Here is a 13,806-nt window from a genome sequence, read left to right on the forward strand (position 1 = left end):
CGTCTGGCCGGCGCAGCGGAAAGGAGAATGGGATTTGCAGGGCGTGTATCCAGTATGCCCATGACCCCGGGCGCCGTAAAGCGCTACAAAGGTATCCGCCGGTTATGCGCGCAACCTCCTGTTCGGTGGTACCTTAAGAGCTCGCTCACGTCGTCGCTCACGTCGCCGGGCCGCGGCCCGCCGGCATTGTCGGAACAGCGGTATGAAACGAGCAGCCCTCTACAGCAGTTCCTCCCGGCGGCGCGCGCCGGAGGCCTCTTCGAACCCCGCCGCCCGGCCGGAGCAGGCGGCATCCCCTGCGCACGAGGGCCCCGCGGCCGGGCAGGCTCCCAGGCAGGGACGGCTGCGGCGCATGCTGGCGCGGCACGAGCGGCTGCTGGCGGTCGTCTGCGCGGCGGCGCTGGCCGCGGTGGGCACCGCGCTGTTGTTGCGTCCTCCCCACATGCAGCGGCTCACGCAGGACGACATCGATTCGGCCGTCCTGCATACCGTGCAGACCAAGACCCTGCCGTCGCCCACCATGCGCGCGGCAGAGGCCGTGCGGCAGTCGGTGGTGCGGGTGCGCGGCTTTACCGACCACGTGGCCGATGCCGGCCCCGCGCCCAAGGGCGGGAAAGGCAAGCCGGGCGCGGCCCCGCGGCCCGAGGGCAAGGCCCCCGCCGGCCGCGGCGGCAAGCCCGACGCGGCCAGGCCGGATCCCGGCAAGCCCGGCTCGCCGGCCAAGCCAGAGGCCGACGACGAGGAAAGCAGCGTCGGCTCCGGCGTGGTCATTGTCGACAACGGCACCATCCTCACCAACCTACACGTGGTGGCGGGTTCCCAGCGGCTCAAGGTAACTTTCTACGACGGCTTCGAGGCCGACGCCGACGTCGTCGCCACCCAGCCCGACAAGGACCTGGCCGTGATCAAGGCGCGCGCCATTCCCGACGACCTGCCGGCGGCCACGCTCGGCTCCACCCGCAACCTGCGGCCGGGCGACCGCGTGGTCGCGGTCGGCTTCCCGTTCGGCATCGGGCCGTCGGTGTCGGCCGGCGTGGTGTCGGGGCTGAACCGCGAGTTCGTGTCGCCCGAAGGCAAGCAGGTATTGACGCGGCTGATCCAGTTCGACGCCGCCGCCAATCCGGGCAATTCCGGCGGCCCGCTGGTCACGATGGACGGCGAGGTGGTGGGCATCGTCACCGCCATCCTCAATCCCGCCAATACCGGCACCTTCATGGGCATCGCCTTCGCCACCACGATCGAAAGCGCGGGCTCCGCGGTCGGCATGCCGCCATTCTGAATTTCAACCCGATCAGGAAACAGCATCCATGGATGAAAAGGCCAGAGAGAACGAGGGCAGCGCGAGCCTAATGGAACGCGTGCTGTACGAGGTCAAGCGCGTCGTGGTGGGGCAGGACCACTTCCTGGAACGGGTTCTGGTGGCCATCCTGGCGCAGGGCCACCTGCTGGTGGAGGGCGTGCCCGGGCTGGCCAAGACCCTGACCGTGAACACGCTGGCCAAGACGCTGCGCGGATCGTTCAAGCGCATCCAGTTCACGCCCGACCTGCTGCCGGCCGACCTGGTGGGCACGCGCATGTACAACCAGCGCACCGGCGACTTCAGCACCGTGCTCGGCCCGGTGTTCGCCAACCTGCTGCTGGCCGACGAAATCAATCGCGCGCCGGCCAAGGTGCAGAGCGCGCTGCTCGAAGTCATGCAGGAACGCCAGGTCACCATCGCGGGCGAAACGCACAAGGTACCCACGCCCTTCCTGGTGATGGCCACGCAGAACCCGATCGAGACCGAAGGCACCTATCCGCTGCCCGAGGCGCAGGTCGACCGCTTCATGATGAAGGTGCTGATCGGCTACCCGAGCGAGGAAGAGGAATACGTCATCGTCGACCGCGTGACCGGCCCGTCGGTGCAGGTGGCCTCGGTCGCCACCACGGAGCAGCTGGTCGCGCTGCAGGCCGAATGCCGCCGCGTCTATGTCGATCCGGAACTGGTGCAGTACGCGGTCAAGATCGTGGCGGCCACCCGCCGGCCCGACCAGTACGGGCTGGCCGACCTGGCGCCCTACATCGCCTTCGGCGCCAGCCCGCGCGCCACCATCGGCCTGATCGAAGGGGCGCGCGCGCTGGCCTTCCTGCGCGGCCGCAAATACGCGCTGCCGGCCGACGTGGTCGACCTCGTGCCCGACGTGCTGCGCCATCGCATCGTGCTGACCTACGAGGCGCTGTCCGACGACCAGACCGCCGACAAGCTGATCCTGCGCATTCTGCAATCGGTGCGCGCCCCTGAACGTCCGATGGATGCCCATGTTCGGGTTGCGGCGGGCGCGTAAGGGGGCGGCGCCGCCGCCGGCCGCGGCGCCAGGGCGCGCCGAGGGCCCCCTGGTCGATCCCGACGCCCTGTTGCGGCGCCTGGAATGGACGACGCTGCGCCGCCTCGACGGCGTGCTGCAGGGGGACTATCGCACGCTGTTCCGCGGCTTCGGGCTCGACCTGGCCGACCTGCGCGAATACCAGCCACACGACGACGTGCGCCACATCGACTGGAACGTGACGGCGCGGCTGCAGACGCCGCACGTGCGCGAGTTCCAGGAGGACCGCGAGATTTCGGCCTGGTTCCTGCTCGACCTCAGCGGTTCGGTGGACTTCGGCTCGCAGGGGATCCGCAAGCGCGCGCTGGCCTCCGACTTTTTCGCGGTGCTGGCGCGCATGCTGGCCCGCTACGGCAACCGCGTCGGCGCGGTGCTGTACGGCGACGGGCCGGAGTCCGTGCTGCCGGCGCGCGCCGGCCGCAAGCAGGTGCTGCACATTCTCGACCGCATGCTGCGCGTGGGCACGCAGCGGGTGCAGCGGGAAACCGACCTGTCGGCGCTGATCCTGCGGGCGCAGGCCGTGATCCCGCGGCGCTCGGTGGTGTTCCTGGTGTCGGACTTCCTCAGCCGGCCGGGCTGGGAAAAGCCGCTGGGCGCGCTGGCCCGGCGGCACGAAGTGGTGGCGGTACGGCTGTACGACCCGATGGAGCTCGAGCTGCCCGATCTCGGCATGGTGGTGCTGCAGGATGCCGAAACGGGCGAGCAGATGTTCGTCGACACCACCGATCCGCGCTTTCGCCAGCGCTTTGCCGAGGCTGGCCGCCGGCGCGAGGAGGCCTTGCGTGAGGCCCTGGCGACGGCCGGCATCGATTGCCTGGAACTGGCCACCGACGAGCGACTCGACGAAGCCTTGCTGAACTTCACCCGCATGCGCAAGCGCCGCAGTTTGATGTGACCCCCTACGCGCTTCGCGCGCCCCCCAAGGGGGGCGATGCGGGCGGACCGGCGGAGCCGGATCCGCCGCATCCTGGATGAGGCCGGCGCAAGTTCATGCGTCGTGGAAGGCGCGTGGCGCCATGGAGCTTTGAATATGGGACAACTACCCGGTTTTACCGTCCTCTGGCCGAAGATGCTGTGGCTGCTGGCGCTGGTGCCGGTGCTGGCCTGGCTGTACTGGCGGATGCTGCGGCGGGGCAACCGCGTCGCGGTGCGCTATCCGGCGCTCGAACTGGTGGGCGGCGCGGGGCCGGTGCGGGCGTGGCGGCGCTGGGTGCCGGCCATCCTGCTGCTGCTCGGGCTGACTTCGATGGTGCTGGCGATCGCGCGGCCGCAGGCGGTGATGTCCCTGCCGTCGCGGCTGGAGAACATCGTGCTGGCGATGGACATGTCGGGCAGCATGCGCGCCACCGACATCCGGCCCAGCCGCATCTATGCCGCGCAGGCGGCGGCCAAGCAATTCGTGGCCGAGCAGCCGCTGAACGTCAGCGTGGGCGTGGTGGCGGTGGCGGGCGCGGCGGCGGTGGTGCAGTCGCCCAGCCGGCAGCGCGAACGGGTGGAGGCCGCGATCGACCGCCTGCAGCCGCAGCGCGGCACCGCGTTGGGGGCAGGGCTCATCATCGCGCTGACCACCGTGCTGCCCGACCAGGACATCGACGTCGAACGCTTCATGGACGGCGCGCCGCTGCCGCCGCCGCCCAATGCCGCCGGCGAGCCGGTGGTGCCGGGCTCCAACCCGTCGTCGGCCGTGATCCTGCTGTCCGACGGCGAAAGCAACAGCGGCCCCGATCCGCTCAAGGCCGCCGAGGTCGCCGCCCAGTACGGCGTGCGCATCTTCACGGTGGGCATCGGCACGCCCGAAGGCGTGACGCTGGAAGCCGATGGCTGGTCGATGCGGGTCAGGCTCGACGAGGCCACGCTGAAGAAGATCGCCGACACCACCGGCGCCCAGTATTTCCAGGCCGACGACGCCGAAGGCCTCAAGAAAATCTACAGTTCGCTGAGCACCCGGCTCGCCTTCGACAAGCAGCGGCAGGTCGAGATCAGTTCGCTGTTCGCGGCGCTCGGCGCGCTGCTGGCCGGCCTGTCGGCGATGCTGTCGCTGTGGTGGTTCGGCCGGGTCCAGTAGCGGCCGCGGCCGGCGCTTCGGCCTCGTCATGGTTTCATCCGGCCCGGGAATGTATCATCGACATCCCGCCGGCAGCCGCCGCGGGACGTCGACACGATCGCAAGAGGTGACCATGACTGTCCTTCCGCCGGCGCGCCGCGGCCGCGATGGCGCGGCAGCGCCCGCGCACGGCACCTCGACCGCCGCGGTGCTGGCGCGCATCGACCGCATCGGCCCGTCGCTCGGCCCGGCGGCGCGGCGCATCGCGGACTTCATCGTCCGCCATCCCGAGGAAGTGGTGCACATGTCGGTCAGCGAGGTGGCCGAGCGCACCGGCGCCAGCGAAGGCAGCGTGGTCGGTTTCTGCAAGGGCCTGGGCACCACCGGCTTCCAGCAGCTGAAGATCCTGCTGGCGCAGGAGATCGTGCAGCCGGTGCAGATCATCCACGAAGACCTCGACCCGCAGGACAGCGTAGAAACGGTCACCCGCAAGATCTTCCAGAGCAATGTGCAGGCGCTGCACGATACCAGCGCCGCGCTCGACATCCGCGCCATCGAACGCGCCACCGCCATGCTCAAGGCGGCCGAGCGCATCGAGGTCTACGGCATCGGCAGCGCCGCGCCGATCGCCGAAGACGCGCAGTACCGCATGCTGCGCATCGGCCTGAACGTCAAGGCCGTGGTCGATTCCCACATGCAGGCCATCAGCGCCTCGCTGGCCGGGCCCACGGTGGCCACGCTGACCATCTCCCATTCGGGCAGCACCCACGAAACCGTCGACGCGACCCGGCTGGCCAAGGAGTCCGGCGCCAAGACCATCTGCATCACCAATTTCGGAAAGTCGCCGTTGCAGGCCTTCGCCGACGTGGTGCTGTTCACGATGGCGCGCGAAACCCTGTTCCGCACCGAGGCCATGACCAGCCGCCTGGCGCAACTGGCCATCATCGACGTGTTGATCGCCTGCCTGGCGCTGTCCGACTACGACCAGTCGGTCGATACGCTGCGCCGTACCTTCGACGTGTTGTCGATCAAGCGCTACTGAGCCGGCGTCGTCGGCCACGCGGCCGGCCCGGCGTCACCGGCCCGGCGCCGCCATTCACGCGCTGTCGACCGGCGCCAGCACCGCGGCGCGCCCGCCGCGCGCCGACGGCGGCTGGCTGTGGCCGCCGTGCGCCAGCCCCAGCAGTGCTTCCGGCGTGTCGGCATCGGCCAGCGCGTGGCGGCCCACCAGCAGGTAGCGCATGCCCAGCCGCACGGCGCCGTGGGCGTCGGTGAGCGGGTTATCGCCGATCACCAATGCGTCGGCCGCCTGAGCCCGCAGGCGACGCAATCCCTCCTCGAACAGCATATTGCCCGGCTTGCCGACCACCAGCGCCGGGCCGATGCCGGCGCAGCGCACGATGGCCTCCATCAGGGCGCCGGTTTCGGGCACCAGTGCCTGGTCGAGGGAGGGGTGGCTGGCATCGGGATTGGTCACGATCAGCCGCGCTCCGCGGCGCAGTTCGTTGGCGGCCAGTCCGAGCTTGGCATAGCTGAAGCGCTTGTCGAGCGCCAGCACCACCAGGTCGGCGTTGGCGTCGACCAGCAGGCAGCCGCGCCGCTGCGCGTAGCCGCGCAGCGTGGGGCCGGCGATCAGCAGCACGCGCGCCGTGCCGTAGGCATGGGCGACGAAATCGATGGTGGCCTGGCCGGCCAGCACCATCCGCTCCGGCGCCACCGGCAGGCCGAGCAGCTCCAGCTTGCGGGCCAGGCTGCGCGCCGTGTCGGTCGAATTATTCGACACCACCACATAACGGTCACGTAGCCGGTCCAGCATGCGCGCGGCGCCGCTGGTGGCCACGCTCTCGCGGATCAGCGTGCCATCCAGGTCCACCAGGAAGGCGTCGTGGGCATCCAGCCACGAAACAGGGACCGGCGGGGGGCTGGCGGCGGCGGGAAGGCTGGGCGAGGACGGAACGTTCATCGGCGGTGGGGAAGGGCGCGTGCCGCATTCAGGAGGTCGTAAAGAACTGAGTTTATTTCAAATTATATCCACTTTCAAAATGAGCAATGTTCATTTCGCTGTCATATCCCGTCTCTACGCTTGCGTTCGTGCCCGGTTGCCGGATGGCGGCGCCGGGATCATCTGGGGGGATTCGCAGTCATGAAACGCACTTTGCTGTTCGCCGCCATGCTGACGCTGGCGGCTCCCGTCTTCGGGCAATCGGCGGCCGACGGATCGCGCGCGCATCCGCTGCGCGTCGTGCTGATTCCCGCCGACGGCGGCACCGAAACCGGCACCAAGGCCGATTACCAGCCGGTGTTCAACGCCATCACGCGCACAACCGGCCTGAACTTCGACCTGAAAGTCGGGCAGAGCTACGGCGCCGTGGTCGAGGCGATGTGCAGCCAGCTGGCCGACGTGGCCTTCTTCGGTCCGGTTTCCTACGTGCAGGCCAACCAGCGCGGCTGCGCGCAGCTGCTGGCGGTGGGCGTGGAGAAGGGGCAGTCGGTGTACTACGCCGGCATGTTCGCCAAGGCCGATTCGCCGATTTCGTCGATCAAGGACCTGAAGGGCAAGCGGGTGTCGTTCGGCGACGTCAATTCGGCCTCCAGCTTCACCTTCCAGATCGCGATGATCATGGACGCCGGCATGGATCCGGCGAAGGACCTGGCCGCCATCCGCATGACCGGCAGCCATGCCAGCAGCCTGGCTGCGCTGACCCAGGGCATGGTCGACGTCGCCTCGCTGTCGTTCGAGTCGTTCGAAAAGGCGGCCCGCGAAGGGGCGATCGATCCGAAGCAGTACAAGGTGGTCGCCAAGAGCATGCCGATCCCGTATCCGCCGCTGGCAATGAACACGCGCCTGCCCGAGGCGCTGAAGACCCGCCTGAAGGCCGCCTTCGCCGAAGTCCACAAGGCGCCGGGCGTCACGCCCGACATGATCCGCGGCTACGGCGGCGGCAAGATCGACCGCTACGACACCGCTTTCTCGGAGAAGGAATTCAACGTCGCCGCCGCCAAGATGGCGCTGCTGGACGACGACACCAAGGCGGCCATCCTGAAGAAGGCGTCGGAGCGCTAGGATGAAAGCCCACCCCCTACGCGCTTCGCGCGCCCCCCTCAAGGGGGCGATGCGCGCGGACTGGCGGAGCCGGATCCGCCGCATCCTGGATGGGGAGGCGCAGGTCCATGCGCCGGGGGAAGGGGCGGCGTGCCATGGAGAATTGACATGCTGATGTTCGAAGGCGTGGGCAAGCGCTATCCCGACGGTACGGAGGCGCTGGCGGACGTGACGCTGCGCATCCCGAAAGGGCAGTTCTGTGTGCTGCTGGGGCCGTCGGGGGCCGGCAAGTCGACCCTCTTGCGAATGGCCAATGGGCTGGTCGTGCCCACGCAGGGCAACGTGGCGGTGGCCGGCACGCCGGTCGGGCCGGCCTCGCTGCCGCGTCTGCGGCCGCGGATCGGCATGATCCACCAGCAGTTCGACCTGGTGCCGCAATCCACCGTGGCCACCAATGTGCTGGCCGGCGCCTTGCCTTACATATCGGCCTGGCGCGCGCTGGCCGGCCTGTTCCCGGAAACGTACCGGGCCAAGGCCTGCGAGCTGCTGGCGGCCGTGGGGCTGGACGAAAGCCATCTGGCGCGCCGCGCGTCGCAGCTGTCGGGCGGCCAGATGCAGCGGGTCGGCATCGCCCGCGCCTTCATGCTCGATCCGCTGCTGGTGCTGGCCGACGAGCCGGTGGCCAGCCTCGACCCCAAGGTCAGCCGCGACATCCTGGACTTGCTGCGCCGCCAGTCGCGGCTGCGCGGCGCTACCCTGCTGTGCAGCCTGCACCAGCTGGACCTGGCGCGCGAGTATGCCGACCGCATCGTGGCGCTGCGCCACGGCCGCGTGGCTTTCGACGGCGCGCCGGCCGACCTGACCGCGCAGTCCTGCGAAGCGATCTTCGGCACGCCGGACGCGTCCGGCGTCGCGCCGCGAACCGACGCCGGCTTGCAGCCGGCGGCCGCCTAGGAACCGAGGAGACGCCATGAGCGCCATTCCCGCTTCTTCCGCACCGCCGGAAACCGACCCGCCCCTACGCGCGGCACCCGCGGACCGGGAGGAAAGCCCACCCCTGGCGGCCCTTGGCCGCACCCCTCAAGGGGCGGCACCCGCGGACCGGCAAAGCCGGATCCGCTGTGCCCCGGGTTCGGCTTGGCGCGTGCCGCAGCCTTATGGCTGGAGGACGCTGCTGACGCTGATGTTGGCGCTGCTGTGCCTGTTCTACACCGGCCAGCGGCTGGAGATCGGCCGCATGGCCGCGCTGACGGGCGAGGGCGCGCTGGCGGCGCTGGGCCTGCGCGACGGTTCGCAGGTGTCGGCCGGGCTGGCCAAGATCGCGACCTCGCTGTGGCCGCTGCAGATTTCCGAGCGCACCGAAACCGCCCGCATCGAAGGCTTCGACCCGGCCCGTCTACCGTGGCTGGCGCGCATCGAGACCCAATCCGTGGTCGACCAGCGGCTCGACCCCAACACGCTGACCATGCAGCAGACGGTGACCGCGCGCGAATTCCTGGTCGAGCCGATCGGCTACGCGCTGCAGGTCGCCTACAAGATGTTCGAGACGCTGGAGATGGCCGCCTGGGGCACCTTGCTGGCGGTGCTGTGGAGCGTGCCGCTGGCCATCCTGGGCGCCCGCAACTACACGCCCAGCCGGCCCGTGTACTACGGCGCGCGGGCCCTGGTCAGCCTGCTGCGCGCGGTGCCCGAACTGGTCAGCGCGCTGTTCCTGGTGCTGGCCTACGGCTTCGGGCCGAGCGCGGGGATCCTGGCGCTGGCCCTGCATTCCGCCGGCTTCCTGGGCAAGTTCTACGCCGAAGACATCGAAGGCGCCGACCGCCGGCCGCAGGAGGCGCTGCGGGCGATCGGCGCCGGCCGCCTGAAGGTGCTGCGCTACGCGGTGCTGCCGCAGGTGCTCGACCAGTACGTGGCCTACACGCTGTACGTGCTGGACCGCAACGTGCGCATGGCCACCGTGGTGGGCCTGGTGGGCGCCGGCGGCATCGGCCAGGAGCTCAAGGGCCGGTACGACATGTACAACTATTCCCACGTGGGAACCATTCTGCTCGCGATCTTCATCACGGTCTTCATCCTGGACCAATTGGCGGCACGGATGCGACGACGATCCGGCTAGCCGCACACCTCTCCACCCGCTAGGAGTTCTCATGACGAAGTTCCTCTTGTATGGCCGCGCCGCGGCGGCCGGGGCGCTGCTTTGCCTGTCGCTGGCAGCCTGTGGCGGCGGCGACGATCCGGCCGGCCCGCCCGACAACGGCAATCCGACCCAGCCGAACCCCGGCGACGACGGCGATTCCGGCAATCCGGGCCAGCCCGATCCCAACATGCGCTGCGCGCCCTGAGTCAGACGGGCGCGTTCCGATTCCTCTTTTTCGCCGTCACGCCATGAACAAACTCTCTCGACGCACCTTCCTCGCCAACGCCGCCAAGGGCGCCGGCGCCGCCGCCGCCCTGTCGGTGCTGCCGCCCAGCATCGCCCGCGCGCTCGCCATTCCCGCCGCGGTCGACACCGGCACCATCAAGGACATCCAGCACATCGTCATCGTGATGCAGGAAAACCGCAGCTTCAACCACTACTTCGGCACGATGAAGGGTGTGCGCGGCTTCGGCGATCGCCTCACCATTCCGCTGGAGGGCGACAAGCCGGTCTGGCAGCAGTCCGACGGCACGCAGGACGTGCCGCCGTACCACCTGGACAGGGAAACGATGAACGCACTGTTCGTGCCGGGCACGCCGCACAGCTATTCGGACGCGCAGGCCGCCTGGAACCAGGGCAAGTTCGGCTACTGGCCGAAGTTCAAGACCAAGTATTCGATGGGCTACTACAGGCGCGAGGACATCCCGTTCCAGTTCGCGCTGGCCGAAGCCTTCACCATCTGCGACGGCTACCACTGCTCGATCACCACCGGCACCGACCCGAACCGGATCGTGTTCTGGTCGGGCTCCAACTTCAACCCGGTGCTGGGCCGGCTGGGCATCAACTGCACCGATTCCGACTCGGAGCCGAACAACAAGCGCTGCTGGCCCAGCCCGTCGAACTGGGTGGATGGCGACCCGCAGCCGCAGGCGAACTACAAATACGTGGGCAGCAGCTTCGCCTGGGACACGCTGCCCGACGTGCTGCAGAAGGCCGGCATCAGCTGGCACATCTACCAGGACATGAACAACAACTGGACCGGCGCCATGAACGGCTGCCTGGCCTTCCAGAGCTTCCGCACCGCGCAGCCGGGCACGCCGGTCTACACGCACGGCATGACGGGCGGCCCCGACTTCCTGGAGAAATTCCGCGCCGACGTGGCCAACGGCACGCTGCCGCAGGTGTCGTGGGTGCTGCCGTGGCCCTCGGCTTCCGAGCACCCGGGCGGCGGCGGCAGCCCGATGCAGGGCGCCGATTTCGTCTCCACCATCCTGGACGCGCTGACCGCCAATCCCGAGGTCTGGAGCAAGACCGCGTTCTTCCTGACCTTCGACGAGAACGACGGCCTGTTCGACCACCTGCCGCCGCCGGCCGTGCCGTCGTACGACGCCGGCGGCAAGCTGATGGGCGCCTCCACCGTGCCGCTGGACGGCGAGTATTTCAGCGACCCGGCGGGCGCGTACCGGAACGCCGCCGACACCATCTCGGGCGCGACGCGCCCGTGGGGCCTGGGCCCGCGCGTGCCGATGTACGTGGTGTCGCCGTGGAGCCGCGGCGGCTGGGTCTGCTCGCAGGCCTTCGACCATACCTCGATGGGCCGCTTCCTGGAGCAGCGCTTCGACATCAAGATCGACGCCATCAGCCCGTGGCATCGCGCCGTTTGCGGCGACCTGACCACGGCCTTCGACTTCACCACGCCCAACGACGCGGCGTTCCCGGAGCTGCCCGACAGCAGCAACTTCAGCGCCGTCGAAGCGCAGCAGAAAACGCTGCCGCGCGCCGATCCGCCGGCCGTGCCGCAGGCGCTGTACCAGGAGCCCGGCGTGCGCTACTCGCGCGCCCTGCCTTATGAGCTGCACGCGAGCGCGCGGGTCGAGGACGCCAACACCGTCAAGCTGATCTTCAGCAACACCGGCAAGCAGGGCGCGGTATTCCACGTGTACGACAAGAAGCACCTGGATCTGATCCCGCGCCGCTACACGGTGGAAGCCGGCAAGACGCTGTCCGACACCTGGAATACCGCCGGCGACGGCGGCGACTACGACCTGTGGGTGTACAGCACCAACGGCTTCGTGCGGACCTTCCGGGGCAACGCCCAGGCGCACGCCGCGGCCGCCGCGCAGCCCGAACTGCAGGTCTGCTACGACGTGGAAAACGGCAACGTCTACGCCAAGGTGCACAACGGCGGCAAGGAAGACATCCAGGTTGCGGTCGCGGCCAATGCCTACCGCGGCGACGGCCCGTGGACGATGACCGTGCCCGCCGGCGGCATGGCCGAGCAGCACTGGGAACTGGCCGACAGCGGCTGCTGGTACGACTTCACGGTGACCGGCGCCAACTTCGAGCGCCGCTTCGCCGGCCGCGTCGAGACGGGCAAGGACGGCGTCAGCGATCCGGCGATGGCCGCCACGCTGGCCTGAGCGGTTTTTCGGCAAAGGGTGGCCGGCGCGGCTCCGAGGGGAAGGCCGCGCCGGCCCGGATACGAACGTTGGGGAAAACATTCATGGCGAACAATCGAAACAGGGCCGGCCTGCCGGTCCTGGGCGCGCTGATGGGCGCGCTGCTGGCGGCGTACGGGGCACAGGCGAACGCGCAGACCCCGCCGCCGATGAACTATGACAGCGGCACCAACAACCTGGGCGTGGGCGCCAATTCGGGCACCAACGTGACCGCGCCCAACAACTGGGCGATCGGCCGCAATTCGGGCAACAACGTCTCGACCCAGTGGAACCAGGCCATCGGCGAAGGGGCGGGGCAGAACGTCAGCGGCAACAATGCCAACCAGGCGTTCGGCTACTACGCGGGCAACAACGTCACCGGCGGCTGGAACCTGTCGTTCGGCCGCAGCGCCGGCAACAACGTGACCGGCAGCTACAACAGCGGCATCGGCTTCTGGGCCGGCACCGGCGTGACCGGCTCGTACAACAACGCCTACGGCGCCAACGCCGGCCGCGACGTGACCGGCAGCAACAACCAGTCGATCGGCAACGGCGCCGGCAACGACGTCACCACCAACTGGAACCTGTCGATCGGCGAAGGCGCCGGCTCCAACGTGGGCGGCAAGAACGCCAACCAGGCCATCGGCTACTACGCCGGCACCAACGTCAACGGCGGCTGGAACCAGTCCTTCGGCCGCAGCGCGGGCCAGAACGTGACCGGCGACTACAACAACGGCCTGGGCTTCTGGGCCGGCACCGACACCACCGGCAACCAGAACTGGGCGATGGGGTCGAACGCCGGCCGCAACGTGACCGGCGACTCCAACCAGGCCTACGGCCAGGAAGCGGGCCGCAACGTGACCGGCAACGCCAACCAGTCCGAAGGCTGGAACGCGGGCCAGAACGTGCAGGGCAACGCCAACCAGTCGAGCGGGATGAATGCCGGCCAGAACGTGACGGGCGACTACAACATGGCCAACGGCGCCTATGCCGGGACCGACGTGACGGGCACCGGCAACCAGGCCAGCGGCCTGGGCGCCGGCCGCGGCGTGGCCGGCAACGACAACGCGGCCGTCGGCTCGGGCGCCGGCGCCAATGTCCAGGGCGATCGCAACGTGTCGATCGGCTACACCGCCGGCCACGGCGTGCAGGCCGACGACACCGTGTCCATCGGTACCCAGGCCGGCGCCAACGCCACCGGTTCGGTGGCGGTCGGCTCGGGCGCGACGGCCGATGCCGGCAACAGCGTGGCGCTGGGCGCCGGCTCGTCGGCCTCGCGCGGCGCGCAGGCCGATTACCAGGCCTACGGCGTGGACGCCCCGCAAAGCTCATCGGGCGAGGTCAACGTGGGCAACCGCCAGATCACCGGCGTGGCGGCGGGCAGCGACGTCAACGACGCCGTCAACGTCGGCCAGCTCGACAGCACGGTGCAGCGCTCGTCGGCCGCGGTGCTGGGCCAGGCCAACCAGTACACCGACCAGCGTTTCAACCAGCTGAACGACGCCTTCCGCCGCGACCTGCACGGCGTCGAGCGCAAGGCCTACGCCGGCACCGCCGCGGCCATGGCCGCGCGCCAGGCGCCGTTCGTGCCCGGCAAGTTCAGCTACGCCGCCAACGTGGCCAACTACCGCGGCGAGAGCGCGCTGGGCATCAGCCTGCGGCACACTTCGAGCAGCGGCGCATGGAGCGTGGAAGGCGGCGTGGCCGGCAGCGGCCAGGGCCTGGGCGTATTCGCCGGCGTCGGCGGCGTGTTCTGATCCAGGATGCGGCGGATCCGGCTC

At 69.5% G+C, this 13,806-nt stretch carries 12 protein-coding genes; 11 read left to right on the top strand and 1 reads right to left on the bottom strand.

Annotated features, from left to right (window positions below; all coding sequences use genetic code 11):
* Positions 1 to 202: 202 nt before the first annotated feature.
* The 5 genes from ABD927_RS21010 to ABD927_RS21030 all read left to right on the top strand — a co-directional run bounded on the left by ABD927_RS21010 (position 203) and on the right by ABD927_RS21030 (position 5,449).
* Complete coding sequence (locus tag ABD927_RS21010; protein WP_345251824.1) at positions 203 to 1,279, top strand: S1C family serine protease; 1,077 nt, start codon at positions 203 to 205, stop codon at positions 1,277 to 1,279.
* A gap of 28 nt (positions 1,280 to 1,307) precedes the next feature.
* A complete protein-coding gene (locus ABD927_RS21015) occupies positions 1,308 to 2,324 on the top strand; it encodes an AAA family ATPase (RefSeq protein WP_345251825.1) in 1,017 nt (338 codons plus the stop codon).
* The gene (locus tag ABD927_RS21020; RefSeq protein ID WP_345251826.1) at positions 2,299 to 3,258 is read left to right on the top strand and encodes a DUF58 domain-containing protein; all 960 of its coding nucleotides are present in this window, start codon (positions 2,299 to 2,301) and stop codon (positions 3,256 to 3,258) included. Before ABD927_RS21015 ends, ABD927_RS21020 begins: the two co-directional genes overlap by 26 nt.
* A gap of 135 nt (positions 3,259 to 3,393) precedes the next feature.
* Positions 3,394 to 4,428 carry a VWA domain-containing protein gene (locus tag ABD927_RS21025; protein ID WP_345251827.1) on the top strand — a complete coding sequence of 345 codons (1,035 nt, stop codon included), beginning with the start codon at positions 3,394 to 3,396 and terminating at the stop codon, positions 4,426 to 4,428.
* Positions 4,429 to 4,540: 112 nt separating this feature from the next.
* Complete coding sequence (locus ABD927_RS21030; RefSeq protein ID WP_345251828.1) at positions 4,541 to 5,449, top strand: MurR/RpiR family transcriptional regulator; 909 nt, start codon at positions 4,541 to 4,543, stop codon at positions 5,447 to 5,449.
* A gap of 54 nt (positions 5,450 to 5,503) precedes the next feature.
* Here the strand turns inward: ABD927_RS21030 and ABD927_RS21035 are convergent, their stop codons facing one another.
* Positions 5,504 to 6,370: an HAD-IIA family hydrolase gene (locus ABD927_RS21035; protein ID WP_345251829.1), complete on the bottom strand. Its 867-nt coding sequence runs from the start codon at positions 6,368 to 6,370 to the stop codon at positions 5,504 to 5,506.
* A gap of 180 nt (positions 6,371 to 6,550) precedes the next feature.
* On the opposite strand from ABD927_RS21035, the gene ABD927_RS21040 reads away from it, so the two are divergent.
* From ABD927_RS21040 to ABD927_RS21065, 6 genes are all read left to right on the top strand, one after another.
* On the top strand, positions 6,551 to 7,471 hold the full coding sequence (locus tag ABD927_RS21040; RefSeq protein WP_345251830.1) for a phosphate/phosphite/phosphonate ABC transporter substrate-binding protein: 921 nt from the start codon (positions 6,551 to 6,553) through the stop codon (positions 7,469 to 7,471).
* 147 nt (positions 7,472 to 7,618) lie between these two features.
* The gene (locus ABD927_RS21045) at positions 7,619 to 8,404 is read left to right on the top strand and encodes a phosphonate ABC transporter ATP-binding protein (protein ID WP_345251831.1); all 786 of its coding nucleotides are present in this window, start codon (positions 7,619 to 7,621) and stop codon (positions 8,402 to 8,404) included.
* A 190-nt stretch (positions 8,405 to 8,594) separates the two neighbouring features.
* On the top strand, positions 8,595 to 9,566 hold the full coding sequence (phnE, locus tag ABD927_RS21050; protein WP_345251832.1) for a phosphonate ABC transporter, permease protein PhnE: 972 nt from the start codon (positions 8,595 to 8,597) through the stop codon (positions 9,564 to 9,566).
* A 31-nt stretch (positions 9,567 to 9,597) separates the two neighbouring features.
* Entirely contained in the window at positions 9,598 to 9,792 is a 195-nt protein-coding gene (locus ABD927_RS21055; RefSeq protein WP_345251833.1) for a hypothetical protein, read from the top strand.
* 43 nt (positions 9,793 to 9,835) lie between these two features.
* Positions 9,836 to 12,007 carry a phosphocholine-specific phospholipase C gene (locus ABD927_RS21060; protein ID WP_345251834.1) on the top strand — a complete coding sequence of 724 codons (2,172 nt, stop codon included), beginning with the start codon at positions 9,836 to 9,838 and terminating at the stop codon, positions 12,005 to 12,007.
* Positions 12,008 to 12,090: 83 nt separating this feature from the next.
* A complete protein-coding gene (locus tag ABD927_RS21065) occupies positions 12,091 to 13,782 on the top strand; it encodes a YadA family autotransporter adhesin (RefSeq protein ID WP_345251835.1) in 1,692 nt (563 codons plus the stop codon).
* The last annotated feature ends 24 nt before the right edge of the window (positions 13,783 to 13,806 follow it).

The organism is Pigmentiphaga soli (genome assembly GCF_039541095.1).
GTDB lineage: Bacteria > Pseudomonadota > Gammaproteobacteria > Burkholderiales > Burkholderiaceae_B > Pigmentiphaga > Pigmentiphaga soli.

Coding starts and splice junctions, on each gene's coding strand:
- ABD927_RS21010 (WP_345251824.1), top strand. CDS start 203: ATGAAACGAGCAGCCCTCTACAGCAGTTCCTCCCGGCGGCGCGCGCCG.
- ABD927_RS21015 (WP_345251825.1), top strand. CDS start 1,308: ATGGATGAAAAGGCCAGAGAGAACGAGGGCAGCGCGAGCCTAATGGAA.
- ABD927_RS21020 (WP_345251826.1), top strand. CDS start 2,299: ATGTTCGGGTTGCGGCGGGCGCGTAAGGGGGCGGCGCCGCCGCCGGCC.
- ABD927_RS21025 (WP_345251827.1), top strand. CDS start 3,394: ATGGGACAACTACCCGGTTTTACCGTCCTCTGGCCGAAGATGCTGTGG.
- ABD927_RS21030 (WP_345251828.1), top strand. CDS start 4,541: ATGACTGTCCTTCCGCCGGCGCGCCGCGGCCGCGATGGCGCGGCAGCG.
- ABD927_RS21035 (WP_345251829.1), bottom strand. CDS start 6,370: ATGAACGTTCCGTCCTCGCCCAGCCTTCCCGCCGCCGCCAGCCCCCCG.
- ABD927_RS21040 (WP_345251830.1), top strand. CDS start 6,551: ATGAAACGCACTTTGCTGTTCGCCGCCATGCTGACGCTGGCGGCTCCC.
- ABD927_RS21045 (WP_345251831.1), top strand. CDS start 7,619: ATGCTGATGTTCGAAGGCGTGGGCAAGCGCTATCCCGACGGTACGGAG.
- ABD927_RS21055 (WP_345251833.1), top strand. CDS start 9,598: ATGACGAAGTTCCTCTTGTATGGCCGCGCCGCGGCGGCCGGGGCGCTG.
- ABD927_RS21060 (WP_345251834.1), top strand. CDS start 9,836: ATGAACAAACTCTCTCGACGCACCTTCCTCGCCAACGCCGCCAAGGGC.
- ABD927_RS21065 (WP_345251835.1), top strand. CDS start 12,091: ATGGCGAACAATCGAAACAGGGCCGGCCTGCCGGTCCTGGGCGCGCTG.